We start from the raw sequence: 26,034 nt of genomic DNA on the forward strand, positions 1-26,034 counted from the left end.
GGGATCATGCTGTTCTTGATCTCCGACTCCTGGCTGCCCTTCGCCCGGGTCTTGCGCGCAGGCTGCGCTTTCCGGGTTCTCAATTCCGAACGGGACAATCCTGAAATCGATCTCACCGACAGGAGATATCTGAAATGAAACTTCGCAACACCATCATGGCCCTTGCGGTTTCCGCGGCGGCGACCTTCGCCCCGGCATACGCCCAGACATCCGACGGGCAGTCCGTTGGGGCCGCGATCGAGCGGGTCGCGACGGGGCTTGCCGGGCGCATCGGCTTCGCGGCGCAGGAAATCGGCGGCGACGACGTCATCGCGTTCAATGGCGATGAGACCTTCGCCATGGCCAGCACCTACAAGGTTGCGATCGCCACTGCGATAATGGACCGCGTGGACAGGGGGGAACTCAGCCTCGACCAGATGGTCGACATCACACCCGACATGATGATGATCGGGGACGCTGCGCTGAGCGACACATTCGTGCATCCCGGGCTTCAGCTTTCGGTGGCGAACCTGATGGAGATCATGATCACCGAGAGCGACAACACGGCGACCGACACCTTGATGGGGCTGGCCGGCGGGCCCGCGGCCGTGACCGAAAATCTGCGCAGGCTCGGGATCACCGATTTCAGGGTTGATCGGACGACAGGCGAGATCATCGGGGAATTCTATGGCCTGCCGGGACCAGCCACGATGAAAGTCGCCACCGAGGCCTTCGTGACCCGGCCGGAGCTCCTGACGATCATGGGTGACCGCAATCTGGACTTCGAGGCGGATCCCCGCGACCACGCAACGCCGCTTGCGATGCTGCAACTCCTGCTTGCCATCGACAGCGGCACGGCGATCAGCGCCGAGAGCCGCGACTTCCTGATTGATGTCATGTCGCGCACGCGCACCGGCGCTGCCCGGCTCAAGGGGCTGCTGCCGAGGGGAACGCCCGTGGCGCACAAGACCGGAACCATAGGGGGAGTGGCCAATGACGTCGGCTATATCACGCTCCCCGACGGTCGTCGGTTCGCAATCGCCGTGTTCACCAAGAGCAGCGAGACATCCGAGCCGGACAGGGATCGGGCAATTGCAGAGGTCGCCCGGTCGCTCTACGACTACTTCTACCTTGGGCAGATGGCGAAGCAGTAAACGGGGAAACTTCGCCGTGCAGGCTCTGCCTGTGCGATCCTGCACTGCGAAGACAGAACCCTCCGGGAAGAGCCATCGTTGTCCCGCCAGGAGACATCCGGCGAAGACTCCAATGAAAAGGAAAAACCCAGTGAAGAACCGAATGAAACCACTACCTGCCCTGCTTGTTTCGTCGCTACTGTGCGTCACACCGGCACTCGCACAGCAGACCATGACACAGGAAGAGGGCCAGGCGACCTTTGATGCGGTCGTCGCCGAAGCTGCTGAACTGATCAAGGAACTGAACATCCCGGGACTTGGTATCGGGGTCATCCATGGGCCCAACGCCTACGGCGCCGGACTCGGTGTCACGAACGTAACCACCGGAGAGCCCGTTACCACTGATACGCAGTTCCAAATTGGCTCTGTGACAAAAACCTTCCTTTCGACTCTGGCCCTGCAGCTGTCCGAACGGGGCGATCTGGATTTGGACGCGCGTGTCGTCGACATCCTGCCGTGGTTCAGGGTCGCGGATCCCGACGCGACGTCGAAAGCGCGGGTCGTCGACCTGTTCCACCATCACGCTGGCTGGTATGGCGACCATGGGTTCCTTCCTGTTCCTCCGGGTGGGTCGATCAGCGAGAAGGTCATGCTCCAGGCGGCTTACGTCGAGCAGATCTATCCGTTTGGTCAAACCTGGATGTACAACAACACCAGCATCACCTTCGCGACCCATGTGGTGTCGCATGTCGGCGGAAAACCGATCGAGACCCTGATCGAAGAGAACCTGTTGACTCCGCTCGGCATGGATTCGTCGTCCTTTAATTACGACGCCACCCCGCCGGCTGAAAACTACGCATGGGGTCATCCGCCGATCTACGGGGAAGGCAGCATCAGTGATCTCAAGCCGTACTACATTCCGTTGATAAGAGAGTCCGCAGCCTCCGGCGGAATCCGGTCTACGGTTACCGACATGTTGAAATACGCCCGCTTTCAGCTGGACGGCAAGGACGCCTCCGGGAACCAGCTGCTATCCATGGAAGCGCTGGACTATGCCCATGCTCCGGCAGTCGACGCTGCGGCCGGCGAGTTTACCGGACTGACGTGGTTCGTCCACGACTACGGCGGCGTCACCAGCCCCTTCCACGGGGGGAATTGGCCCGGCACGCGGTCTTTTCTGAAGCTGATCCCGGAACACGACTTTGCGGTGGTGATCATGGTCCACAGCGATCGCGGAGTCGAAGCCTACAGTAAAATTGCGGACGAAATGGTCAAAGCCTTCACGGGAATCGAGGCCGACTCTCCGGTCGCAGCGGGCGTTGATCCGTCTGTGCTCGATCCCTTCGTCGGCGTCTTCAAGGGGAATTCCCAGAACATCGAGATCCGGAAAGAGGGCGACAAATATGTGTTTGTCCAGTTCTCCGCATTGACCAAGGGAGCGGACCCCGCGCCTGCCAATGTGGCCAACACGGCCGAGGGCTATTTTATCATCACCGAAGGCCCGAACGAGGGATCCCTTGGCGAATTGCTCGAAGATCCGTCTGGCGAACTCAACTTCGTGCGGTTCAACCACCGGATCTTCATTCGGGGCGACGGGGCGGTCGATGAATTCGACCTCTCCGGGTCTGTGTTCGACAAACCAGCTGAGTAAGAGCCACGGATTCGGTGGAGGGGCGATCCAGCACAGCGCAGATCGAACTCTCCATCGAACGCGCTGCATCGACAACGGGAGACGTCCAATGCGGAAACCAAACCCGAAGACCTTGACCGCGGCGCTTGCCGTCGCTTTCAGCGTCGCCCTGCCGGCGGGCGCCCAAGACGCCTCCGGGCCGATCCTGTTCACGAACGTCAACGTCTTTGACGGCGTGAACGAAGCTTTGATCATGAATGCCAACGTCGTGGTGACGGACAACCTTATCACCGCAGTGTCGACCGAACCGTTGGCGATTGCGGGTGGCACAGTGATCGACGGAGGCGGTCGCACGCTGATGCCGGGCCTGTCCGACACACATACCCATCTGGCCTATTCCTCTATCTCTCAGATGCGAATGCTGACGGGTCACGCTTCCTATGGCTACATCCGCGCGACTGTGGACGCCGAAGGCATGTTGATGCGTGGCATCACAAGTGTTCGCGATATGGGCGGCAATGTCTTCGGTCTGAAGGCCGCCATTGACGAAGGCCTTATTCCCGGCCCGAGGATTTATACCCCTGGGGCCTTGATCGGCCAGACAGCCGGGCATTTCGACTTCCGGTTCGGCAACCAGCCCCATGTTCAATTCGGCGGCACGACGCCCGATTGGGAAAGGCAGGGCCATGCCTATAATGTGGATGGCGTGGATCAGGTGCTCGCAGCAGTGCGCGAAAACCTGAAAAACGGCGCATCCCATATCAAACTGGCGATCGGCGGCGGATACGCGTCCCCTGCGGACCCTCTTCTGGGCAATCAATTCACCTTTGATGAAATCAAGGCGGCCGTGGATACGTCTGGCGATTGGGGCACCTATGTCACCGTTCACGGGTATCACCCTTCCGCCATCAACCGGGCGATTGACGCGGGGATCAAGGACGTTGGGCACGGCCAGTTGCTGGATGATGCAACCTTGCAGCGGATGTCCGACGAAGGTGTTTTCCTAAGTACCCAGCCCTTCACAGTCTGCAGAGAGCCACAGTTGGATGATTTCTCGAACTCCAAGCTTGCGCTGGTATGTCAGGGTACAGAACGGGTCTACAAAGCCATCAAGAATTTCCCCGATTTGAAGGTGACATACGGGACCGACCTGTTCTTCCTTCCCGAAGAAGAGCTCGCCAAACAAACGCAGCAGATGGAGCGTTTGCTGCCGTGGTTCGAGCCTGTTGAGATCCTGCGCATGGCGACAAGCACTGCGGGCGAGTTGTTCGAGCTGAGCGGCGATATGCGCAACCCCTATCAGGAAGGCACTCTTGGCACGGTTGCAGTGGGCGGTTACGCTGACCTTCTGCTGGTCGATGGCAACCCGCTTGAAGACCTCAAGGCGGTCACCAACGTCGATAACTTGAGAATCATCATGAAAGACGGCGTAATCTACAAGAACACGCTTGAGTGAACTTTTTGCTACAGGCGTTTATCTAGAATGCCTGCAGCATCTTTTTGAGGATTCTGGGGGAACGAGACGATACATGAAACGTAGAACATTCAATACATTGGCTGTCTCTGCAGGTGTTACTGCAATATCGTCACCTTTACTTGGCTCACCGGGAGAAAGTGGAAAATTGCGTGTCTGTTGTGTCGGTTTCTTCCATGAAACCAACACTTATCTCACCGAAGGCATGGGCGAAACCACGCTGGACAACATGCGTATTTTTCGGGGTGATGAAATCAAGGCGCTCAGAGGAACAGCCTTGGGCGGCGCAGTAGATGTGTGCGAGGAAAACGGCTGGGATTTGCTCCCGGGGCTAATATACGGACCAGATTCGAGCTTTGGTCTGGTGAATGCGCAATTCTGGAGTGATGCGAAGAAAGAAATGCTCGACACGCTTAAAGCACAGATGCCATTGGACATCGTTTACCTCGCTCTACACGGTGCAGGTGTTGTCGATAAAACGCCCGATCTTGAAGGAGATCTGGCGGAATCCGTCCGAGAACTTGTGGGAAAGGACACGATGATCGTCTGGTCCGGCGACCTGCATGGCAAGATCACGGACAAAATGAAGGACAATATGAATTTCTTCAGTGCCTGCAAAAAATATCCTCATCTGGATATGAATGAAGCTGCACGTGATGCAATGTATCGTGCCGCTGCGATCCTGGCAGGAGAGTCGGATACCACCCCGGCCTATCGCAAGGTGCCGCTGATGATGCCGCTCAGTAACACCGAAGAGGAAGGCATTTTCGGAAATCAGCTCAAAGAAAAGTGTATTGAGATCGAAAACCGTCCCGGTGTTCTCAATTGCTCTGTCATGCATGGTTTCCCATACCAGGACACCGATTTTTGCGGCGTGTACCCGATGGTCACCACCGAAAAGAACGCTCAGCTGGCGCAAGAACTGGTGGACGAACTGTCGCAGTGGATATGGGATCACAGGGAAGAGGCCTTTTATACACTGAATGATTTGGACACAACCATGAACAGTGTACTGGCCATGCTCGACAGAGACGGCCGCTACGAACGCAAACAGCCGACGAAGGGCGATATCATCGATCATACCCCGATTGTGATTGGGGACGCTGCGGATAAACCCGGTGGTGGGGCGGGGGGCTCGGGGACGCACCTGCTGCGGGCCCTTTTGGAAACAGAAGGCTTGGGTAAAGTCGCCTTCATTTCCATACACGATCCGGAAACCGCACAGGCCGCAGTCGCTGCCGGTGTCGGAGCGACAATCGATGTGAACCTCGGGGGCAAGTTTGAGCCAATTGCAGGCGAACCAATTAAAACCAAGGCCTATGTGAAGTCAATTTCGGATGGCTACGAGTTCGTTCGCGGGGGGACCGCTTACGGTATCCCTTACACGTTTGGTCCCTCAGTTAGGCTGGTCATCGCGGATACGGTGGATGTCATCGTCATATCCGGCCTGGTCCAGGCCTATGACGATTCACAAGCGAGGCCACATGGCATCGCCATCCAGGAATATGACGTCATAGGTGTCAAAAGCGGGAATCACTTCCGAGCGTTCTATGAAAATTTCACTGACAAGGTGCTGATCGTTGATGTTCCCGGAGCCACCAGTCGCGACATTGCTCTTTTTGAGCACACGCAGTTGACGGAGCCCATCTACCCTCTCGACAAGAGCACAACGTTTACCGTTGCGAATTAGTGAGAATCTACAAATACACGCTGCCAAAGGATACTGTTTCATAATGCTTCGAGCCGGCGTTGTTGATCAACTTAAGGCGGAGATGACCTGTCTTAATGGGGCTTCTACCCTTGGCTCTAGCTGCTTCATACATGTTGTCGGGTTTTGGCCCATTGGACCAAGCGGGGTGTGTCAAGGTAGCCGGGTTGAGTGTATCGAATGAGGGCGTTGCTCGTCCAAAACCTGATTTTCAATTGGCCAGGCTCTGAGAATTCGACGCTGCGCATACCAAACCTGTCGCTTGCTCAGGGGGAGCGGGTTTTCTTGTTTGGCCCCAGCGGCAGCGGAAAATCCACACTGCTCTCGGCTATCGGAGGCGTGGTGGATGTTTCACCGGGGGCAATCCTGGTCGCTGACAAGGATGTAGGCGCGGTAAATGGGGGTGCGCGGGACCGGTTCCGGGTGGATCACATCGGCATGATCTTTCAGGTGTTCAATCTCGTTCCATGGCTGAGCGCGCTCGAGAACGTCCTTCTTCCCTGCACATTCTCGCAGCGTCGCCGCGCGCGTGCCGGCGACGATCCCGCGGGAACGGCCCGGCGTCTGCTTGACGAATTGGGTCTGTCCGATCCTGCGCTGGCATCGAAGCAGGCCCACGAGCTCAGTGTCGGGCAACAACAGCGGGTTGCCGCCGCGCGTGCGTTGATCGGCAAGCCGGACCTGATCCTGGCGGACGAGCCGACCTCGGCACTCGATGAGGCGGCCAAGGCGGCCTTCGTCGACCTGCTGGCGCGGGAATGCGCCGAAGCGGGCGCCGCTCTGCTCTTTGTCAGTCACGACCGCAGCCTGGAGCGTCATTTCGACCGCGGTGTCGACTTCCTCACCCTGAACCGGAGCGCCGCCTGATGCTGGGGTTCAGCCTGCGCAGCCTGTGGAACCGCCAGTTCGTCGCCGGTCTGACCGTGCTGGCCATCAGCCTCAGCGTCGCGCTGATCCTCGGTGTCGAGCGGCTGAGGGACGGCGCGCGCGACAGCTTTGCCAACTCCGCGTCTGGGATCGACCTGATCGTGGCGCCGCGCGGCAATTCCGTTCAGATCCTGATGGCCACCGTTTTCGGCGTTGGCGGCACCGGAACAGGCATGACATGGGAGAGCTTCGAGTGGTTGGAAGATCGGCCCGAGGTGGCCTGGGCAGTCCCGATCCAGATGGGCGACAATCATCGCGGCTATCCGGTGATCGGGACAGATGCTTCGTATTTCGAGCACTTCCGGCACTCCGGCGGTCAGCCGCTCTCTCTGGCGGCTGGCACGTTCTTTACCGGCGATGGGGCGGATGCCGCCGTGATCGGGGCTGAGGTCGCGGCGCGGTTCGGTTATGCCCCCGGTGCGGTGATCGTCAACGCCCATGGCTCCGGCGAGGTCTCGTTCGACCTGCACGACGACGCGCCCTTCACCATCTCGGGCGTGCTCGCGCCGACCGGTACCGCAGTTGATCGGATGGTCTTCGTTACGCTCGAAGGCTTCGACACCCTTCATGCGCAGGAAGACGCGCCGCTGTCCGACCCCCTGGACTCGACCGCCACGCCCGCCAACGGTCATGGTGAGGATGACGCGCACGACGACCATGACGCGCACGACGCCCGTGACGCGCATGGCGACTATGAGGCGCATGAAGACCACGAAGATCATGGCGAATACGAAGGCACGGAGGTCGGACACGGTCACGAACCGGACCGGATCAATGCCGTCTACGTTGGGCTGATAGATCGGACGAATGTCCTCGGTCTGCAGCGGGCCGTCAACGAACGCCCCACCGACGCCCTGAGCGCCGTCCTCCCGGCGGTCGCTCTGGCCGAGCTCTGGGGGATCACCGGGACAGCGGAGCGCGCGATGCGACTGATGGCGTGGGCCGTGGCTTTGGCAGGAATGATCGGCATGGTGGTCATGCTCTCTGCAACCCTCGACACCCGCCGCCGTGAATTCGCGATCCTGCGGTCTGTCGGCGCGACACCGGCACGCATCTTCGGCCTGATTGTGACCGAAGCCGCCATTCTCACAGCCGCGGGGCTGATGCTGGGCCTTGTTCTGCTTACGGTGGCCACGTTTGTGACCGACCCGATCCTTTCTGCCCGCTTCGGTCTGCGATTGGGATTGAATGTCTTCGGGGCGCGCGAACTGGTCACCCTTTTCGTCATCTTCTGCGCAGGGCTTCTCGCCTCGCTTGTCCCGGCAGTCCGGGTCTATCGCATGACGCTGGCCGACGGGCTGTCGGTTCGGCTATGACAAATCAAGGGGATTTCTCCATGACCATGTTCGCCCGTCTCGTCTTGATGCTCTCGCTTGCCGTTCCTCCGGGGCTGGCGCAGGCGGCTGACCCTCAGGAGATCTCCTGGGATACGCTCGCGCCCCCAGCCGCCGTGATCGAGAACCCGTTCGAGACCCTCACCGACGACCAGATGGACAGCCTCCGTCAGATCCTGCGGTTTGAGGCCCAGGCCGAGCGGAGCGATGACGCCGAGGCAAGCAGCAAGGCGCAAGCGTTACGCGAACAACTGGCCAAGGACGGCCTCAATGTCGACGGGTTGTTCGCCGCGCGTCTGGCGATCATGGAGAAGCGTGAAGCCGCGGCCTCGGCGGTGAACGAGGACCTCGTCGGCACGAGTGTGCGCCTGCCCGGATATGTGCTGCCCCTGCAATTCAAGGACCGCAAGGCCGTCGAGTTCCTTCTCGTGCCGACGGTCGGGGCCTGCATCCACACCCCTCCGCCGCCCGCCAACCAGATCGTCCATGTCGTTTATCCGGAGGGGATAGAGGTCAATGGACTCTTCACCCCCGTTTGGATCACCGGAACCATGGTGGCTCAGAGTTCGGTTCAGGACGTCGGATATGTCGACGGACAGGCCCCGGTTTCTGTCAGCTATACGATGCAGCCGGTGCTGGTCGAGGTGTACGGCGGATGAACGCCGATGGATGGGACCGATCGGTATCTCGGTATGGCGGACTACACGTGGAGGCGAAAGCGTCGCATCCACGAGACCTCGGATTGAGATGGGTCGGAAGCTGCCCTCCCAAGAAAGCATCATGCGGTGCCAGACGAGTTCGTCCAAAACACCCGCTGTCTGAGAGGGAGCCTTCTAAATTACATAAAATCAATAGCTTAAGAGTGGGAGAGCGTTGGGCGTCAGGCCTATGCCTTCCGCCAGCCAGTCTACAAACCCGTCTCAACATTTACTCCGGCATCGCAAGCCCCGGTAACTGGGCCAGTTTTCTGGTACTTCCCCTATTTGCCCGCTGTTGTGGCGGAGAAGATATAAGTGCGCTTCCGGCTGTACCTCCGGAATGTCGAGGACCTCCTGCACAAACGCGGCGTCGACATTAGCCAAGAGAGGGTCCGCATTTGGGGGGACAGACTTGGCCTCGAATGCAGGCCAGTTCCGCGAGGGGCGTGGGCCGAGCTCGGTTCCTCGAAGGCAAGAAGGGGGAAGGAATGGCGCATTTCAACCAGGAGTCACCTGGCTTGAGCGTGCCTTACACGCTTTCTATGAGGACGGGCGGCAAATCAGCGTCCCTTTGCTTTGCGCTATTCCTATTCATATCTTCCGCTTGCGCCGCTTCGGCACAGGATCTTGTCGGGGATGGCTTCACGACCCCAAACAGCGTCCCGGGGACCCTGGCTTCAACGGCCGAACGTCAAGGCGCCGGTCGGTTGGAGGGCTACAGCGCTTGGAAGCAGCAGCTCGAGGACCGGACCGGCCTGTCATTCGGTTTCGACTTTCAGGCTCAGTATCTCGGCACGGACTCCGATCGCACCCCGTCCGATGCTGCAAGCGGCGTCTTTCGCCTATACGGCACCTGGACGGCCACGGGGCGAGGAACGCCAAACAACGGGGCGCTGGTATTCAAGATCGAGAACCGCTCCGCCATCGGCGACAACATCTCGACACAGGCGTTGGGACCCTCTCTGGGATACGCCGGGCTCTTCTCCTCGACTTTTGGCGATGCAGGCTGGGTGTTGACCAATTTCTACTGGCGCCAGAGTTTCGCAGGGGGCCGCGGAAGCTTTGTCCTCGGTCAGGTTGACGTCTTCGACTATACAAACGTCAATAGCCTCGCAAGTCCGTGGACAGGCTTCACGAACCTTGCCTTCGAGCAACAGCAGACCTTTGCCGGCCCAGGGCAGGGGCTTGGGGCGGCCTTGCAATGGCGGTTGAACGACCATTGGGCGGTGCTCGGCGGCTTCGGGAACGCCAACGGCGACGCTTCCGATCCCGTGGGCAGCGCGCAGGAGCTCTTCGACACCGGGGAGACCTTCAAGCATTTCGCGGTCGGTTGGACGCCGAATTGGGACGAGCGCTTCGACAATGCCGTGCAGCTGACCCTCTGGCAGATCGACGAACGGACGAGCGACGGGATCGAGGGTGGCCATGGCGTCTCTTTCGCCGCAAGTACCCGCATCGCAGCATGGCGGCCGTTCTTCCGCGCGGGATACGCCGACGGCGGAGGCGTCTCCATGGATCGGAGCGTCACCTTGGGAACAGGGTATGACGCTCGCGATGGCAGGGACCTTGCCGGGGTCGGGCTGAACTGGGGACGTGCCCCGGAAAGTTCGCGAGACCAGTTCACAATCGAGGCGTTCTATCGATACGACGCCACTGATTTCCTTCAGATCACGCCGGAACTGCAGTATGTCGCCAACCCGGCCAATGACCCGGACACGGACGAAATCCTGGTCCTCGGCCTTCGCGTGCGCGCGGTGTTCTGATGCTGCATTGTCCGGCTCTGTCAGAGAAACTTGGCTTGAGGCGGGGCACGGCGCTGCCTTGCCTCAGCGAATGGCCAATCCCAGCCCTTTCAAGTGGTTCAAGACCAGCCCCGAGATCATCCGCCTGGCGGTGATGATGTACGCCCGGTTCCCACTTTCCCTCCGGAACGTGGAGGACCTGCTGCACGAGCGCAGTGTCGAGATCAGCCACGAGACCGTCCGGTTCTGGTGGCATCGCTTTGGTCCAATTTTCGCATTTGAAATCCGTAAGCGCCGGATCGAGGGCATGAAGTCCAGCCACTGGAGGCGGTATCTCGACGATGCAGGTCGCCTAGCGGCGGGAAATGCGCCGGGGGCACAGATTGCGGTAGCGCGTCGCCTTGCGGTGATCCTGCACCGGCTCTGGACCGATGGAACGGAATTCCAGGTGAGCCGTGCTGGCATCGTCGGCGCAGCTGTTGCCAGGACGCAGGTCACGGTGACATCGTCGAACCAGCTGTTCCTTCCAAAGATCACCAAGGAAAGCACGTTACCTTTGAGATTGATGCGCCGACCCTGTTCTGGTCCCAACTTGTGGCGGCCCCTGTTCAGACAGGTGCGCCGACCACGGCGCGAAGAGTGAACCCGGCCGGGACACCGATGCCGCTGCGGTCAAACCGCCTGAAGCACTTCACAGATGCAACCCGATTAGCGAGGACTGGTTCGAATTCGTCTGCCAGCACGCAAAGAACGCGTCGTGGCAGCGCGATCGATCCTGCACCGCCATTCGAACCGCGCCACCGACGTATGGGCTACCAGGCGCGATCCGATAAAGGTCTAGAGAAGAACTCCGCACCGGGTTTCTTTCAGCAGCCTGGTGCTGCACAAATCAATATCGGCACACAAATTGCGAGATCGCAAATGAACCTCAAATGCCTCGTCTCACTAGCGTGTATCACGTCTGGTGCCGCGATTTTCCTGCCGACATGCGTTCCAGCCCAGGACACCGGGTCGAGCGGCTGGGACTGGAGCGCCGAAGCCTACTTCTGGGGTGCGGATCTTGGCGGAGAGACGACATCGGGAAGCGATGTAAGCCTTTCGATCGACGATATTCTTGGCAACCTGAAATTCGCTTTGATGGCCACTCTGGGCGCCACGAGGGGGAACTGGGCGCTGTTCGCCGATGCGCTCTATATCGATATTGGCGAGTCCAACAGTGCAACTGCGACATCGGGGCCCTTCAGCGCAGAGGTGCGCGGCACTATCGACCTCAAGGCCTTCGCCACGACGTTTGGAGCGGGGTACCAGATCGCCGAAACATCGAGCACAAAGCTGCATGCGGCGGGCGGTATCCGTTATCTGTGGTTCGACGGCACCGTCGAAGTGGATGCAACCGAGGCAATATTCGGCTTCCCAATCGCCGGACAGACGCTTCGCGAAAAATCAGTTGCGACCAACTGGGATGCCGTGATCGGTCTACGCGGCACCACTGGTTTCGGCGAGAGGTGGTATGTCTCCTATTATGCAGACATCGGCACCGGGGAAAGCGACCTGACCTGGCAAGCGGTTGCCTCTGCCGGTTACCGGATGGGCTGGGGTGATCTGGTGATCGGTTACAGACACTTGGCGTGGGATCTTGACCGGTTCGGACCGTTCGACGAACTCGAGCTCAGCGGACCGTTTCTGGGAGCGAAGTTCACCTTCTGAACTGTCGCAGCTCTGTACTGGGCGGCAACCAGTGCCTAGGCAGCCGTGGATCTGAAGACACTCCAACCTTCCCGACACGCCGTCCCTTTGACAACGCCCTGCGGGAATCTGATCAACCAGGGCTCTGTCAGAGAAACCCGGCTTGAGGCGGGGCAGGGGGCTCGGTAGCCTCTCGGCATGACCAAAGAAAGCCCGTTCAAGTGGTTCAAGACGAGCCCCGAGATCATCCGCCTCGCGGTGATGATGTACGTCCGCTTCCCGCTTTCGCTCCGGAACGTCGAGGACCTGCTGCATGAGCGCGGCGTGGAGATCAGCCACGAGACGGTACGGTTCTGGTGGCATCGCTTCGGGCCGCTGTTCGCGTCCGAGATCCGGAAGCGCCGTGTCGAAGGCATGAAATCCAGCCACTGGCGGTGGCACCTCGACGAGATCTTCGTGAAGATCAACGGCGAGCGACATTACCTGTGGCTCGCCGTCGATCACGAGGGAGAGGTGCTGGAGAGCTTTGTCACCAAGACACGGGACAAGAAGGCGGCGCTCAAGTTCCTCAAGAAAGCAATGAAGAAGCACGGTCCATGCGCGCGCTACGTCACGGACAAGCTGCGGTCCTACGGCGCGGCGATGAAGGATCTCGGTGTCGAGGACCGGCAGGAAACGGGCCGCTGGCTGAACAACCGGGCGGAGAACTCGCACCTGCCATTCCGACGACGGGAGAGGGCCATGCTCCGGTTCCGGCGGATGCGAAGTCTTCAGAAGTTCGCTTCCGTCCACGCCTCCGTCACCAACCATTTCAACCAGGAACGCAGCCTCTCCAGCCGACCCCTCTTCAAGGCCAACCGTGCCACTGCTCTTGCCGAGTGGCGCGGTCTCTGCGCGGGCTAAGGGACAGCTTCACGGCCCTAGCTGAGACTGGTTCGAATTTGTCTGCCAGCACCGCCACAGAACTCGGCCAAGCTGTTGGGTTTGCACATGAAATTTTCTTCCTTTCTATCCGAGGTACATTTCGCGGTACACCCGCGTCGGGTGTGTGCGTGATCTTAAAAAGCTCGCTGGCACCCATGCGCGAGCATCTCACATGGTCGCGACAACGCCAAAGCCCTGCGCCAGCGCATCCCGGAACCGTTCAGTTTTGCGGTCCGGCGCCCGTTTCTTTCGGGAAACTCCGCGTCCACACCCGCGCACTCTTCCCTCATTAACTCGGCTCCGCGGCCAAAGGATCGAGCGGCACCCCGGACTCGGGCCTTGCGACGCGGACTTGGCCGAGCCACCCATCCAGCGCCAAGCCACTCAGGAACCGCTCTTCGGTGAGGGTCCGGGCCATCCGCCCCAGCAGGAAGCTGTTTTCCCGGAGGATTGCCATCGCCTGCTGTTCCGCGTTCTCGATCCTGTTGCGGACGCACTGGCGGGTCGCGGGATCGTGCAGGAGCGCGCCGTCGGGGGCGCCCAGGTGGATCGGCCCCCAGGCGCCGAGCCCGTAGCGGCTGTCGATGTGGACGGCGAGGCGCGTGGCGATCGCGAGGTCGCTGTCGGCCGAACCGCCGGCCCCGGCGGAGAGGCTTGAAAGGACAAGCCGCTCCGCCGCGCGGCCGCCGAGCGTGTAGGCAAGCTCGGCCTCGAGATCCTCGAGCCGGGTCTCGCTGTGGCCGCGTTTCCGAAGGATCTCGCCGCCATCGCGGCGAACCAGGAGCCGCATGACGGTGCCGAGGCCAAGCGCAGCGCAGATGATCGCGTGGCCGCATTCATGGACCGCGACGCGCCATTCCAGGGTCCCGCGCCCGCGTCCGTCGGGCGCGAGCCGGGCTTCGAGCTCCTCGAGCCGCAAGTCCCGATTCTCGGCCCGTGCCTCGGCGCGGGCGGCGCGGATCGCCGCGTCGACCTCGGCGGCGCTGCTGCCGACCGCGGCCCGGGCCAGGTCCCCAAGCGCCGCTGCGGGAAATCTGTCACGCAGATGTAACGCCAGGATGCCCTCCAGGGCGTCGGCATCGGGAAGCGGGACCTCGATCTTAAGATCGAACCGGCCCGGCCGCAGGACGGCGGGGTCGATGGCGTCAGGGAAGTTGCAGGCGGCGATGACGATCACCCCCTCGAGCTGGGAGATCGCGTCCATCTGCTGCAGGAAGCCGTTGATGACCTGCCGGCGGTAGTTCGACCCGTGGCGGTCGCCGTCGTTACGGGAGCCGACCGCATCGACCTCGTCGATGAACAAGACGGAGGGCGGTGTCAGAGGAACCTGGCTTGCGGCGAGGCAGGGCGCCGACTAGCGCCGCTTGATGTCGAAACCTGACCCGTTCAAATACTTCAAGACGAGCCGCGAGATCATCCGCTTGGCGGTGATGATGTACGTGCGCTTCCCGCTCTCGCTCCGTAACGTCGAGGACCTGCTGCACGAGCGTGGCATCGACGTCAGCCATGAATCGGTCCGGTTCTGGTGGCAGCGTTTCGGACCGATGTTCGACGCCGAGATCCGCAAGAAACGTGCCGAGTGCTTGCGTTCTGGGCCGCAGTGGCAATGGCATCTCGACGAGATGTTTGTGAAGATCAACGGCGAGCGGCACTACCTCTGGCGGGCCGTCGATCGTGAGGGCGAGGTTCTCGAGAGCTTCGTGACCAAGACGCGGGACAAGAAGGCGGCATTGAAATTCCTCAAGAAACCAATGAAGCGCTACGGTCGACCGCACATTATCGTCACCGACAAGCTGCGCTCCTATAGCGCCGCATTGAAGGAGGTCGGTGCGGCCGACCGCCAGGCAACTGGTCGCTGGCTCAACAATCGGGCGGAGAATTCGCACCTGCCGTTCCGACGACGAGAACGGGCAATGCAGCGCTTTCGGAGGATGCGAAATCTGCAGATGTTCGCCGCCGTCCACGCCTCGGTCTTCAACCATTTCAACTCGGAGCGCAGCTTCTCCTCGAGGGCAAATTTCAAGAAGAACCGCGCCGCCGCTCTCGCCGAGTGGCGTCAACTCGGCGCGGCATAAGGGGCAGGCTCACTGGCCATTCGGATACCGGTTCGAATTCGTCTGGCAGCACCGAGCTACCGGCTCTAAAGCGAGGAAGGGCTGTCGATCCGAACCCGGAGCCCCAGGCGGCGGCGCGCCTGCCGCTATGACGCGTCAGCCAGTCACCGCAAACGGCTTTCGATCAGCTTGTCCGCGACAGAATGCGGGGGCTCGCCCGTTTCGTCAGCGCGGACGAAGACCTGTTCCAGCGTCTTCGCCAATCCCGCGATGCGGCTTTCGCGATAGGCCGGGTCGGCAACTTTCAAAATCTCCATCGCCACGTTCACGATGCCACCGCCATTGACGACATAGTCGGGCGCGTAAAGGATGCCGGCGTCCTGCATCCGTTGACCGCAGGTGTCGTCGGCAAGCTGGTTGTTCGCGGCACCGACCACGAAGCGGGCCTTCAGCACCGCGATCGCGTCCGCGCTCAGCGCGCCGCCCATGGCGCAGGGGGCAAAGACATCGACGTCCTGGCGCAAGATGTCGTCCGGCGAAACAACCATGGCACCGAAATCGACTTCCGCCGCGCGCACGGCCGCATCGTTGATGTCGCTCACGATCAGCTTGGCCCCGGCCGCGTGCAGCATTCCTGCCAGGCTCATGCCGACATGGCCAAGCCCCTGAACTGCGACCGTCTTGCCGGTCAGATCGTCAGAGCCAAGGCGATGTTTCAGGGTCTGCTTCAGGCACAGGAACACACCGCGCGCGGTGACCGGCGACGGATCGCCGCTGGCGAACTCGCCGCCTTCAAGACCCGCGACATAGGAGGTTCTTTCCGCCACATACGCCATGTCCTGCGGAGACACGCCGACATCCTCGGCGGTGTAGTAATCACCTGCCAGACATTCGATCAACTTACCGAAGGCGCGCATCAGTTCCGGCGTCTTTTGCGTCTTGGGATCGCCGATGATCACCGATTTCCCGCCGCCGAGCGGCAGATCGGCCGCAGCGTTCTTGTAGGTCATGCCCCGCGACAGACGCTCGACATCGTAGATTGCGTCCTCGATCCTGGCGTAGTTGAACATCCGGCAGCCGCCGGCCGCGGGCCCGCGGCGCAGCGAATGGATGGACACCAGGGCGTGCAACCCGGTCTGCTCGTCCCGCGCCTCGACCAGTCTTTCGTACCCCTCGCGGGGCTCGAGTTCACGGATGGCGACATTCGGCTTGGTGACGACCTGGTTCATGTGTTGACCCTCATGTGGCAAGGACGGAACGGTGAAAGCCGTGTTGCCGCGCGCCTAAGTTGCGACTTTCTCTTCCGACCGGATGCCGCTTGTTCTACCTCCGCATTGCCAGAATGACTGTTGGAATTTACAAAGAGTATCGCGCACATTCAAAACCTGGTTTCGCCAGACCGCGACATGACGAAAGAAAATTCGTGAAACCTCTGGACTCGACAGATATCCGAATCCTTCGCACCCTGCTGAGGGAAGGCAATATCCCGAACACGAAGCTGTCGGAGCTCGTTGCCCTCTCGACCAGCCAATGCTGGCAGCGCGTGCAGCGCCTGCAGCGCGACGGCTACATCGAAGGATACAACGCGGTGATCAACCACCGCCTGCTCGGCTATTCCGATATCGTCCTGGTCGAGATTTCGGCGGCGCGCGATGAAGTCACGCGCATCGCCGAGCTCTGTGAAGAACTCAGCAAGATACCCGAGGTGCTGGAAGTGCACCTGACCTCCGGCGAATACGACTGCTTCATCAAGGTCGCCGTCGACGGGACGCGGGGATACGAGAACTTCCTCAACAAGAAACTGTACCGCATCAAGGGTGTGCGCAACTCCCGGTCATCCTTTTCTCTGAAATGCTTCAAGAACGAGACCGGATTCGTGCCCGACATGTTGTAGTGCTGATTGCCGGCAAAAGACGATCGAACGAATATTTTAGTTTTTGCTCGCCAGGCAAAATATCTGCGCGCGTTCTCGGCGGTTGCCTTCGAAGAACGGGCAGAAATTTGATGCCGAAACGGATAATACGTCTCCATGATGTTGCAGCCGAGGCAGCACGCGGTGCGCAGCTGGAAGGCAGGGGGACGATGGCTTACTGTTTGCACGGCGAACGCGGATACCGGCGCGAAACGTCGTTCGCCCGCAATCACAGGTTCGCGGTGCCAGGAGGCCGGGCCACCGAACCACCGGCATTGGCATCGCCGGACCGGGCAGCTTTTTCGCCGCGGTCAATGCGGTCGGACGCGGGCATCCCGAACTCGGGCCGGGCTCCACGCATCCGCCCGTTCGCAACTGCAACTTAGTTGGTGAGGCCGTTGTTCCCGCAATCCCACTCAGATCGAGGACGTCATGACTGATACGCCCCCGCTTTCGCTGAAGGTTCCACAGCCTGAATGCAGACCCGGCGACACGCCGGACTTTTCCGGCATCGAGATTCCCGCGGCGGGGACCGTGCGGCGGCCGGCGGTCGACGAACAAGCCGAAGCGATGCGGGATCTGGCCTTCACCATCATCCGCGTGATGGACGACGAGGGTGCGGCGCAAGGCGATTGGGCCGGCAGTCTCACCGATGACGAGATCGCCCAGGGCCTGCGGGACATGATGACCCTTCGCATCTATGACAACCGCATGATGACGGCGCAGCGCCAGGGCAAGACCTCGTTCTACATGCAGCACCTCGGCGAAGAGGCAATCAGCTGCGCGTTTCAGCGGGCCCTGCAGAAGGGGGACATGAACTTTCCCACCTATCGGCAGGCCGGTTTGCTGATCGCATCGGGCTATCCGATGGAAACCATGATGTGCCAGGTGTTTTCCAACGAAGCGGACCCGCTTCACGGGCGTCAGCTGCCGGTCATGTATTCGTCCAAGGAGCACGGCTACTTCACCATCTCGGGCAATCTTGCGACCCAGTATATCCAGGCGGTCGGCTGGAGCATGGCTTCGGCCATCAAGGGCGATACCAAGATCGCGGCGTCCTGGATCGGCGACGGATCGACCTCCGAGAACGATTTCCACGCCGCCCTAGTCTTTGCGTCCACCTACACCGCGCCGGTGGTTCTGAACGTCGTCAACAACCAGTGGGCCATATCCACATTTCAAGGGATCGCCCGCGGCGGCGCCCACACGTTCGCCTCCCGCGGTCACGGCTTTGGCATCCCGTCGCTGCGGGTCGACGGCAACGACTATCTCGCGGTGCATGCGGTGGCGAAATGGGCGGTCGAGCGGGCACGGCGCAATCTCGGGCCGACGTTGATCGAGCACGTCACGTATCGCGCCGGCGGGCATTCCACGTCGGATGACCCCAGCGCTTATCGCCCGAAATCCGAGAGCGAGGCATGGCCGCTGGGCGATCCCATCGACCGGGTCAAGAAATACCTGATCGGGAAAGGCGTCTGGACGGAGGAACGCCACAAGCAGGCCGAGGCCGAGATCACCGACAGGGTGATCGAGTGCCAGAAGCGCGCCGAGGCCATCGGCACGCTTAACTCGGGCCATGTGCCGTCGCCCCGCGACATGTTCGAAGACGTCTACGCCGAGATGCCACCGCATTTGGTCCGGCAACGCCACGAAGTGGGGTATTGATCATGACTCAGATGACGATGATCGCGGCGATCCAGAACGCCCATGACCTGGCCATGGCGCGTGACGAGAATGTTGTCGTTTTTGGCGAGGATGTCGGTTATTTCGGCGGCGTGTTCCGCTGCACCGCGGGGCTACAACAAAAGTACGGCAGCTCGCGTTGTTTCGACGCGCCGATCAGCGAGCTGGGGATTGTCGGTGCCGGAATCGGCATGGCGGCATACGGGCTCAAACCCGTCGTCGAGGTGCAGTTCGCCGACTACATGTACCCCGCCTATGACCAGATCGTTTCCGAGGCGGCACGCCTGCGCTACCGATCGGGCGGAGAGTTCACCTGCCCGATCGTCGTGCGCATGCCGACGGGTGGCGGCATCTGGGGCGGACAGACCCACAGCCAGAGCCCCGAGGCGCTCTTTACCCATGTCGCCGGGCTCAAGACCGTCATCCCGTCGAACCCGCAGGATGCCAAGGGGCTTTTGCTGGCAGCGATAGCCGATCCCGACCCGGTGATCTTTCTCGAACCGAAGCGGCTCTACAATGGCCCGTTCGATGGCCACCATGACCGTCCTGTCCGGCCCTGGAAAACCCACCCGCTGGGCGAGGTCGATCCCGGCTATTACGAGGTGCCGCTTGGCAAGGCTGCCGTGGTTCGCGCGGGCCAGGAGTTGAGCATCGTCACTTACGGCACCATGGTCCATGTGGCGATCGCGGCGGCTGAGGAAACGGGCATCGACGCCGAAGTCATCGACCTGCGCACACTGATCCCGCTCGACACCGAAACGGTGATGGCCTCGGTCCAGAAAACCGGGCGCTGCCTGGTCCTGCACGAGGCGACACTAACCTCGGGTTTCGGTGCCGAGCTTGCCGCGCAGATCCAGGCGGAATGTTTCTATCACCTCGAAGCGCCCGTGCTGCGGGTGGCGGGTTGGGACACGCCCTATCCGCATGCGCAGGAATGGGCCTATTTTCCAGGGCCCGACCGGGTGGGGCGCAACATGCTAAAACTGATGGAGGCGTAAATGGGGCTCTACACCATGAAGCTGCCCGATGTCGGCGAAGGCATCGCAGAGGCAGAACTCAGCGCCTGGCATGTCGCGGTCGGGGATGTCGTCAAGGAAGACGATCCTCTGGCCGAGGTGATGACCGACAAGGCCGCCGTCGAGATCCCTTCGGCCGTGTCGGGCAGGGTCGTCTGGCTGGGCGGCGCGGCCGGTGACACCATGGCCATCGGGGCCGATCTGATCCGGCTGGAAGTCGAGGGCGAGGGTAACACAAGCCCCGATGAGGCCGCCGCGTCGGATGCGGCATCCGCCGTCAAAGCGCCTGCCCCGGCCGCCGCAAGACCTACGGAGGCGCCCCCAGCGCCCAGGTTCGACTTGAAGGTGGCAGACGGCAAGGGGCTTTTTGAGATCAAGGTCCCTGATGTCGGCGAGGGCATTGCCGAGGCCGAGCTGACGGGCTGGAGCGTCTCGGTCGGGGCTCAGATCAAGGAAGACGACATCATCGCCGAGGTGATGACCGAAAAGGCCGCGGTCGAGATCCCGTCCAATGCGTCGGGCAAGGTGCTTTATTTCGGCGGCAGCGTTGGAGACACGCTGGCCATCGGCAGCACGCTGATCCTGCTCGAAGTGGACGGCGCGGGAAACACGACGGTCGAGGATGTCGCGAAGAGACTGGCTTCGACCGCGCCTGCCACGGCCGCCGCGCCGGCTCCGTCGATCCCGTCAAAACCCGTGCCCAAGCCGAGACCGGAGGCCTCGGCGCCTAGGCCGGCGCCGAAGGCGGCAACCGCTCCAGCCGGCGCACAACGCCGCGCCGAAGGCGAAAGACCCTTGACGACGCCATCCGTGCGCAAGCGCGCGCGGGAGCTTGGCGTCGACCTGCGTCGGGTCATGGGCAGCGGTCCGGCCGGGCGGATCACCCATGAGGATCTGACCCATTTCCACCAGACCGGCGGGCAGGTCGCTGCAAGCGTCGCCAAACGTCCGCAGCGGAGCGGTGAAACCGAGGAAAGGGTGATCGGCCTGCGCCGCAAGATCGCAGAGCGCATGGCGCTGTCGAAGTCCCGCATCCCCCACATCACCATCGTCGAAGAGGTCGATGTCACCGAGCTTGAAGCGCTGCGCGGCCAGTTGAACCGGGCTAGGGCCGAAACCAAGGGCAAGCTGACCATCCTGCCCTTCGTGATCCGCGCGATCGTGGATGCGGTCGCCGCGCAACCCAACATCAACGCGCATTTCGAAGATGACGCCGGCATGTTTCGTAAGTTTGAAGCGGTGCATGTCGGCATTGCGACCCAGACGCCGGGTGGGCTGATCGTTCCGGTCGTGCGTCATTGCGAGGCGATGTCCTTGTGGGAGAGTGCGGCCGAACTTGGCCGTCTGGCCAGCGCGGCCCGCGACGGCAAGGTCAAGGCGGACGACCTGAGCGGATCGACCATCACGATCACGTCGCTCGGGGCGCTTGGGGCCTTGGCCACCACGCCGATTATCAACTACCCGGAAGTGGCCATCGTCGGCATCAACAAGATTGCGGTGCGTCCGCATTGGGACGGCAAGGGATTCGTGCCCCGCCAGAAGATGAACATCTCCTGCAGCTTTGACCACCGCGTCATCGACGGTTGGGACGCGGCGGTCTTTGTCCAGAAACTCAAGACACTTCTCGAAACGCCTGCGCTGCTGATGCTGGAGGACTGATCATGGAAGAACTTAACTGCAAGTTGCTGGTGATCGGCTCCGGCCCGGGCGGCTATGTCTGTGCCATTCGGGCGGGGCAGCTGGGCGTGGACACGATCATCGTCGAGGCCAAGGCCCATGGGGGCACCTGCCTGAACGTCGGCTGCATCCCCTCCAAGGCGCTGATCCATGCGGCCGATGAGTTTTCGCATGCGGTGAAATTCACCCGCGACAACAATCTCGGGATCTCCGTTCAGAAGCCGAAGATCGAACTGGAGAAAACCGTCGCCTGGAAGGACGGCATCGTCGCCCGGCTGAACGGCGGTGTCACTGCCTTGCTGAAACGGGCCGGGGTGCGGGCGATCATCGGCCATGCCCGTTTCCGGGATGGCAAATCGGTGATCGTTAAGACGGATATGGGCGAACAGCTCATTCGCGCCGAAAAAATCGTCATTGCAACGGGCTCGGTGCCGTTTGAGATTCCGTCCCTGCCGTTCGGGGGCGATGTGATCTCTTCCACGGAGGCCCTGGCGCTGACATCGGTGCCGAAAAGGCTCGTCGTTGTGGGCGGTGGCTATATCGGTCTCGAGATCGGCACCGCGATGTCCAAGCTGGGGGCGGAGGTCACCGTGGTGGAGTTCACCTCGCGCATCCTGCCGCAATACGACACGGAACTGACCAAGCCCGTTGCCGACCGTCTGAAGGCGCTCGGCATCACCGTGATGCTGAACACGAAGGCCGAGGGGCTGAACGCCAGGAAGGACGCGCTGCGAGTCACGCTGGAAGGTGGCGACAGCACCGAACTGCCGTTCGACAAGGTTCTCGTTGCCGTCGGACGCAAGGCGCGGACTCATGATTGCGGGCTGGACGAACTGGCGCTGAAAATGAACGGCCAGTTCATCGAGATCGATGACCGTTGCCAGACGTCGATGCGCGATGTCTATGCCATCGGCGACGTTACGGGCGAACCGATGCTGGCGCATCGCGCGATCGCGCAGGGGGAAATGACGGCCGAGATCGTCGCCGGCGGCCCGCAGGCCTGGGACAAGCAATGTATCCCGGCGGTGTGCTTCACGGATCCCGAGATCGTGACCGCGGGCCTGTCGCCGGACGAGGCGAGGGAACTCGGACATGACATCGTCACGCCGGGTTTCACCCCCGAAGAAGAACTGGTTCTGAACCGCGATATCGAGATCGGCAAGTTTCCCTTCACCGCCAACGGTCGCGCCATGACGATGGAAAACGACAGCGGCTTTATCCGCGTGGTCGCCAGGGCCAGCGATCATGTGATCCTCGGTGTTCAGGCAACCGGCGGAGGGGTGTCCGAGCTCGCGGCGGTCTTTGCGCTCGCCATCGAAATGGGGGCTCGTCTCGAAGACATTGCGGGCACCATCCATGCCCATCCAACCCAGAGCGAAGGCTTCCAGGAAGCGGCGCTGAAAGCATTGGGACATGCCATCCACATCTGAGACCGGAGCATCACGATCAACGCGCCGGTCGGTGCGACACCAACCTTTCAGGCCGCGGAACCCGGTCTTCTTGCCCGGCTTATAGCCGCGATGCCCGAATTGACACAAAGGCTGAACTCATGGATTTCGCGTTAACAGAGGAACAGAGCGCCATCTTCGAGATGGCATTTGCTTTCGGTCAGGACCATATCGCGCCATTCGCCCTGCAGTGGGAAGATCAGGGAACCATCCCGAAGGACCTCTGGCCGCGGGTCGCCGAACTGGGACTGGGCGGTATCTATGTCTCGGAAGAATATGGCGGGTCCGGCCTGTCGCGGCTGGATGCCACGCTGGTTTTCGAGGCGCTGTCGATGGCCTGCCCCGCCGTCGCGTCGCTCCTGTCGATTCACAACATGTGCGGCGGCATGATCGACAAGTTCGGCTCGGAAGACACCAAGCAGAAGTGGCTCCCGCAACTCTGCAGCATGGAGAAGCTGTTCTCCTACTGCCTGACCGAACCCGGTTCCGGCTCGGATGCGGCGGCACTCCGCACCCGCGCCGAGCGGACCAATGGGGGCTACAAGCTGAATGGCACCAAGGCCTTCATCTCGGGCGGCAGCTATTCCGACGTGTACCTGACCATGGTGCGCACCGGCGAAGATGGCCCGCGCGGGATATCGGCGGTGCTCGTCGAGGACGGCGCCAAGGGCCTGTCCTTTGGCGGGCTGGAACGCAAGATGGGCTGGAAGGCCCAGCCGACGGCACAGGTGCAGTTCGACGCGTGCGAAGTCCCTGCGGAAAACCTCGTGGGCGAGGAAGGCCGCGGCTTTACCTATGCCATGGCCGGTCTTGACGGCGGGCGGCTCAACATCGCCGCCTCCGCGCTCGGCGGCGCGCAGGCAGCCCTGAAGGCGGCGCTGGACTATACCGGAGAGCGCAAGGCATTCGGCAAGACGATCGACCAGTTTCAGGCGCTTCAGTTCCGCCTGGCAGCCATGGAGATCAAGCTGCAGGCGGCGCGGATTTTCCTGCGGCAGGCGGCGTGGAAGCTCGACACTAGGGCCCATGACGCGACGAAGTTCTGCGCCATGGCCAAGACATTCGTGACCGACGCGGCCTTTGAGGTAGCCAATGACGCGCTCCAGCTGCATGGCGGTTACGGCTATCTCGCCGATTACGGGATCGAGAAGATCGTGCGCGACTTGCGGGTGCACCAGATCCTCGAAGGCACCAATGAAATCATGCATCTGATCGTGTCGCGGCAGTTGCTGGTGGACCGCGGGCGCAGGTGATCATGGAAGAACAAAGGAGAGAGCGATGGACCAGGATGTCATGAAAAAGCTGTCGGAGATGATGCTCGCGGCCACCAGATCGCATCCGCTCTTCGCCGGGATGGAGCCGTCGCAACTGTCCGATTTGGCCGATGGCTGGGCGAAGGCGGCGCAGGCGATGGCGGCGCCGAACGCCGAGGCCTGGGGGGAATGGGTCAGGACATGGTCGTCCTACCAATCCGAGATGACGAACCTCTGGCTATCCGGTCTGCAGGGCAAGCAGGCGCATGTCGAACCGAGCAGGGATCGCCGGTTCGGCGACGAGGCCTGGAACGAAGGTATCTTTCCGCTCATGCGCCAGTCCTACGAACTGGCGTCCAAGGCCATGGTGGATCTTGCGGACAAAGCTGGCCTGCCCGCGCATGAACAACGCAAGCTGAGCTTCTACGCCCGTGTCACCGCCGACAATCTCTCGCCGTCCAATTTTGTCATGACCAATCCCGAAGTGCTCAAGCTGGCCAGGGAAACCGGCGGCAAGAGCCTGGTCGACGGGTTCCGGAACATGCTTGCGGACCTTGAGAAGGGCTACATCACCACCACCGACGAAACCGCATTCAGAGTCGGCGAGAACCTGGCCACGACGCCCGGTGCGGTAGTCTATCGCAATGAGCTGATCGAGCTGATCCAGTACACGCCCGTAACGCCGAAGGTGCGCGCGGTCCCGATCCTGATCGTGCCGCCCTGCGTGAACAAGTTCTACATCTTCGACATCAACGAAAAGAAATCGATGATCCGGTATCTGCTCGAGAAGGGCAATTCCGTCTTCATCATCTCCTGGCGCAATGCCGGCCCCGAGACCCGGGACTACGACTGGAACGATTACATCACCCGGGGCGTAATGAGCGCCATGGACGCCACCGCCGACATCGCGAAGGCGGAGAAGCTCGACCTTCTGTCCTGGTGCAATGGCGGCACGTTGCTGCTTGCGGCTCTGGCGGTGATGCCGACGGCGCAGAAATCCCTGGTGGGCTCGGCCACGTTCCTGTCCTCGTTGCTGGATTTCAGCGACCCCGGCGAAGTCAAGGTGTTCATCGACCAGCCCCAGATCGCGGCCTACAAGCAGCGGCTTGGCGCGGCCAAGGTGGCCCCGGGACGGGATATCGCGCGGGCCATGGCGATGCTGCATGTGAACGAGAGCATCTGGGGCTTTGTCGTGAACAACTACCTCAAGGGACAGAACCCTCCGCCCTCCGATATCCTCTACTGGAACGCCGACACCTCGAACCTGCCCGCGAAGTGGTATTCCTTCTTCGTCGAGGAAATGTATCACGCCAACAGGTTGAAGGAGCCCGGCGCACTGACCCTGCTGGGCCAGCCGGTCGATTGCGGCAAAATCGACGTTCCCTGCTGTTTCGTGGCGGCAACGGGCGACCATATCGTACCTTGGACGACGTCGTACTCGTCCACAAAACTCCTGCCGAACGTAACCGAGTTCGTGCTGACCTCCGGCGGCCATGTCTCCGGTACCGTCATCAACCATCCGGCGGGGAGTCGGCGCCACTTTCTGGCGGGCGGTGACCGATCGGGCCCGGCAGAGGCATGGCGCGCCTCGGCCGAGCGCACCGAAGGCAGCTGGTGGCCGCATTGGCTCGGGTGGCTGGACAGGACCAGCGGGGCCGACGAACGCAGCGCCCCGGGCAACCCGAAAGATCCCGAACGAGCTGCGGCGCCGGGGGCATATGTGCTGGAAGAAGTGCCGCAGGACGGTTGAGTTTCC

21 protein-coding genes and 2 pseudogenes are annotated in these 26,034 nt (G+C 61.5%); 21 read left to right on the plus strand and 2 right to left on the minus strand.

Translation table 11 applies throughout. The features are described 5' to 3' along the window. The first annotated feature begins 6 nt into the window (after positions 1-6). The 13 genes and pseudogenes from OEZ60_RS01840 (at position 7) to OEZ60_RS01900 (ending at position 13,214) form a co-directional block, all read left to right on the plus strand. Positions 7-138 (plus strand): hypothetical protein, encoded by a 132-nt coding sequence (locus OEZ60_RS01840; RefSeq protein ID WP_256369785.1) that lies wholly within the window; start codon positions 7-9, stop codon positions 136-138. Then, entirely contained in the window at positions 135-1,133 is a 999-nt protein-coding gene (gene bla, locus OEZ60_RS01845) for a class A beta-lactamase (protein WP_263332628.1), read from the plus strand. The genes OEZ60_RS01840 and bla overlap by 4 nt, the downstream gene beginning before the upstream one ends. Positions 1,134-1,275: 142 nt before the next feature. Continuing rightward, positions 1,276-2,763, plus strand: coding sequence for a serine hydrolase domain-containing protein (locus OEZ60_RS01850; RefSeq protein ID WP_263332630.1), 1,488 nt, complete (start codon positions 1,276-1,278; stop codon positions 2,761-2,763). Between the two features lie 88 nt (positions 2,764-2,851). Next, complete coding sequence (locus OEZ60_RS01855; RefSeq protein WP_263332632.1) at positions 2,852-4,198, plus strand: metal-dependent hydrolase family protein; 1,347 nt, start codon at positions 2,852-2,854, stop codon at positions 4,196-4,198. A gap of 73 nt (positions 4,199-4,271) precedes the next feature. Continuing rightward, positions 4,272-5,906: a M81 family metallopeptidase gene (locus tag OEZ60_RS01860; protein WP_263332634.1), complete on the plus strand. Its 1,635-nt coding sequence runs from the start codon at positions 4,272-4,274 to the stop codon at positions 5,904-5,906. Positions 5,907-6,104: 198 nt separating this feature from the next. Further along, complete coding sequence (locus tag OEZ60_RS01865; protein ID WP_129635681.1) at positions 6,105-6,791, plus strand: ABC transporter ATP-binding protein; 687 nt, start codon at positions 6,105-6,107, stop codon at positions 6,789-6,791. Beyond that, entirely contained in the window at positions 6,791-8,167 is a 1,377-nt protein-coding gene (locus OEZ60_RS01870) for an ABC transporter permease (RefSeq protein WP_242500674.1), read from the plus strand. Before OEZ60_RS01865 ends, OEZ60_RS01870 begins: the two co-directional genes overlap by 1 nt. Before the next feature lie 20 nt (positions 8,168-8,187). Next, the gene (locus OEZ60_RS01875; protein WP_242500673.1) at positions 8,188-8,844 is read left to right on the plus strand and encodes a DUF3299 domain-containing protein; all 657 of its coding nucleotides are present in this window, start codon (positions 8,188-8,190) and stop codon (positions 8,842-8,844) included. A gap of 354 nt (positions 8,845-9,198) precedes the next feature. Continuing rightward, positions 9,199-9,300, plus strand: a pseudogene (locus OEZ60_RS01880) (IS6 family transposase); the annotation flags it as partial. Positions 9,301-9,371: 71 nt separating this feature from the next. Continuing rightward, positions 9,372-10,646 (plus strand): carbohydrate porin, encoded by a 1,275-nt coding sequence (locus OEZ60_RS01885; RefSeq protein WP_263332642.1) that lies wholly within the window; start codon positions 9,372-9,374, stop codon positions 10,644-10,646. Positions 10,647-10,716: 70 nt separating this feature from the next. Further along, positions 10,717-10,968 (plus strand): annotated as a pseudogene (locus tag OEZ60_RS22330) (IS6 family transposase); the annotation flags it as partial. Between the two features lie 464 nt (positions 10,969-11,432). Beyond that, entirely contained in the window at positions 11,433-12,332 is a 900-nt protein-coding gene (locus OEZ60_RS01895; RefSeq protein ID WP_263332646.1) for a hypothetical protein, read from the plus strand. 177 nt (positions 12,333-12,509) lie between these two features. Then, positions 12,510-13,214 carry an IS6 family transposase gene (locus OEZ60_RS01900; RefSeq protein ID WP_263332648.1) on the plus strand — a complete coding sequence of 235 codons (705 nt, stop codon included), beginning with the start codon at positions 12,510-12,512 and terminating at the stop codon, positions 13,212-13,214. Between the two features lie 310 nt (positions 13,215-13,524). Here the strand turns inward: OEZ60_RS01900 and OEZ60_RS01905 are convergent, their stop codons facing one another. Beyond that, positions 13,525-14,538, minus strand: a complete 1,014-nt coding sequence (locus OEZ60_RS01905) for an AAA family ATPase (RefSeq protein ID WP_263332650.1) — start codon at positions 14,536-14,538, stop codon at positions 13,525-13,527. A gap of 64 nt (positions 14,539-14,602) precedes the next feature. Between OEZ60_RS01905 and OEZ60_RS01910 the strand changes: the two genes are divergently transcribed. Continuing rightward, positions 14,603-15,310, plus strand: coding sequence for an IS6 family transposase (locus tag OEZ60_RS01910; protein WP_263332652.1), 708 nt, complete (start codon positions 14,603-14,605; stop codon positions 15,308-15,310). A gap of 143 nt (positions 15,311-15,453) precedes the next feature. On the opposite strand, the gene OEZ60_RS01915 is transcribed toward OEZ60_RS01910, so the two are convergent. Then, a complete protein-coding gene (locus tag OEZ60_RS01915; protein WP_263332654.1) occupies positions 15,454-16,518 on the minus strand; it encodes a Glu/Leu/Phe/Val family dehydrogenase in 1,065 nt (354 codons plus the stop codon). Positions 16,519-16,712: 194 nt separating this feature from the next. Between OEZ60_RS01915 and OEZ60_RS01920 the strand changes: the two genes are divergently transcribed. The 7 genes from OEZ60_RS01920 to OEZ60_RS01950 all read left to right on the plus strand — a co-directional run bounded on the left by OEZ60_RS01920 (position 16,713) and on the right by OEZ60_RS01950 (position 26,028). Then, complete coding sequence (locus OEZ60_RS01920) at positions 16,713-17,183, plus strand: Lrp/AsnC family transcriptional regulator (protein ID WP_263332656.1); 471 nt, start codon at positions 16,713-16,715, stop codon at positions 17,181-17,183. A 450-nt stretch (positions 17,184-17,633) separates the two neighbouring features. Beyond that, positions 17,634-18,866 carry a 3-methyl-2-oxobutanoate dehydrogenase (2-methylpropanoyl-transferring) subunit alpha gene (locus OEZ60_RS01925; RefSeq protein ID WP_263332658.1) on the plus strand — a complete coding sequence of 411 codons (1,233 nt, stop codon included), beginning with the start codon at positions 17,634-17,636 and terminating at the stop codon, positions 18,864-18,866. A gap of 2 nt (positions 18,867-18,868) precedes the next feature. Then, complete coding sequence (locus OEZ60_RS01930) at positions 18,869-19,882, plus strand: alpha-ketoacid dehydrogenase subunit beta (protein ID WP_263332660.1); 1,014 nt, start codon at positions 18,869-18,871, stop codon at positions 19,880-19,882. A 15-nt stretch (positions 19,883-19,897) separates the two neighbouring features. Then, a complete protein-coding gene (locus OEZ60_RS01935) occupies positions 19,898-21,559 on the plus strand; it encodes a 2-oxo acid dehydrogenase subunit E2 (protein WP_263332724.1) in 1,662 nt (553 codons plus the stop codon). A gap of 2 nt (positions 21,560-21,561) precedes the next feature. After that, positions 21,562-23,007: a dihydrolipoyl dehydrogenase gene (lpdA, locus tag OEZ60_RS01940; protein ID WP_263332662.1), complete on the plus strand. Its 1,446-nt coding sequence runs from the start codon at positions 21,562-21,564 to the stop codon at positions 23,005-23,007. A gap of 119 nt (positions 23,008-23,126) precedes the next feature. After that, complete coding sequence (locus OEZ60_RS01945; RefSeq protein ID WP_263332664.1) at positions 23,127-24,278, plus strand: acyl-CoA dehydrogenase family protein; 1,152 nt, start codon at positions 23,127-23,129, stop codon at positions 24,276-24,278. A gap of 25 nt (positions 24,279-24,303) precedes the next feature. Then, the gene (locus tag OEZ60_RS01950) at positions 24,304-26,028 is read left to right on the plus strand and encodes a PHA/PHB synthase family protein (protein ID WP_263332667.1); all 1,725 of its coding nucleotides are present in this window, start codon (positions 24,304-24,306) and stop codon (positions 26,026-26,028) included. Positions 26,029-26,034: the final 6 nt, after the last annotated feature.

It is taken from the genome of Albidovulum salinarum, from assembly GCF_025673475.1.
Classification (GTDB): domain Bacteria; phylum Pseudomonadota; class Alphaproteobacteria; order Rhodobacterales; family Rhodobacteraceae; genus Albidovulum; species Albidovulum salinarum.

Bases quoted from the DNA above. Each gene is read 5' to 3' on its own strand.
- OEZ60_RS01860 (WP_263332634.1), top strand. From the start codon at position 4,272: ATGAAACGTAGAACATTCAATACATTGGCTGTCTCTGCAGGTGTTACT.
- OEZ60_RS01875 (WP_242500673.1), top strand. From the start codon at position 8,188: ATGACCATGTTCGCCCGTCTCGTCTTGATGCTCTCGCTTGCCGTTCCT.
- OEZ60_RS01870 (WP_242500674.1), top strand. From the start codon at position 6,791: ATGCTGGGGTTCAGCCTGCGCAGCCTGTGGAACCGCCAGTTCGTCGCC.
- OEZ60_RS01930 (WP_263332660.1), top strand. From the start codon at position 18,869: ATGACTCAGATGACGATGATCGCGGCGATCCAGAACGCCCATGACCTG.
- lpdA (WP_263332662.1), top strand. From the start codon at position 21,562: ATGGAAGAACTTAACTGCAAGTTGCTGGTGATCGGCTCCGGCCCGGGC.
- OEZ60_RS01945 (WP_263332664.1), top strand. From the start codon at position 23,127: ATGGATTTCGCGTTAACAGAGGAACAGAGCGCCATCTTCGAGATGGCA.
- OEZ60_RS01915 (WP_263332654.1), bottom strand. From the start codon at position 16,518: ATGAACCAGGTCGTCACCAAGCCGAATGTCGCCATCCGTGAACTCGAG.
- OEZ60_RS01840 (WP_256369785.1), top strand. From the start codon at position 7: ATGCTGTTCTTGATCTCCGACTCCTGGCTGCCCTTCGCCCGGGTCTTG.
- bla (WP_263332628.1), top strand. From the start codon at position 135: ATGAAACTTCGCAACACCATCATGGCCCTTGCGGTTTCCGCGGCGGCG.
- OEZ60_RS01850 (WP_263332630.1), top strand. From the start codon at position 1,276: ATGAAACCACTACCTGCCCTGCTTGTTTCGTCGCTACTGTGCGTCACA.
- OEZ60_RS01950 (WP_263332667.1), top strand. From the start codon at position 24,304: ATGGACCAGGATGTCATGAAAAAGCTGTCGGAGATGATGCTCGCGGCC.
- OEZ60_RS01900 (WP_263332648.1), top strand. From the start codon at position 12,510: ATGACCAAAGAAAGCCCGTTCAAGTGGTTCAAGACGAGCCCCGAGATC.
- OEZ60_RS01925 (WP_263332658.1), top strand. From the start codon at position 17,634: ATGACTGATACGCCCCCGCTTTCGCTGAAGGTTCCACAGCCTGAATGC.
- OEZ60_RS01895 (WP_263332646.1), top strand. From the start codon at position 11,433: ATGGGCTACCAGGCGCGATCCGATAAAGGTCTAGAGAAGAACTCCGCA.
- OEZ60_RS01865 (WP_129635681.1), top strand. From the start codon at position 6,105: ATGAGGGCGTTGCTCGTCCAAAACCTGATTTTCAATTGGCCAGGCTCT.
- OEZ60_RS01910 (WP_263332652.1), top strand. From the start codon at position 14,603: ATGTCGAAACCTGACCCGTTCAAATACTTCAAGACGAGCCGCGAGATC.
- OEZ60_RS01855 (WP_263332632.1), top strand. From the start codon at position 2,852: ATGCGGAAACCAAACCCGAAGACCTTGACCGCGGCGCTTGCCGTCGCT.
- OEZ60_RS01885 (WP_263332642.1), top strand. From the start codon at position 9,372: ATGGCGCATTTCAACCAGGAGTCACCTGGCTTGAGCGTGCCTTACACG.
- OEZ60_RS01935 (WP_263332724.1), top strand. From the start codon at position 19,898: ATGAAGCTGCCCGATGTCGGCGAAGGCATCGCAGAGGCAGAACTCAGC.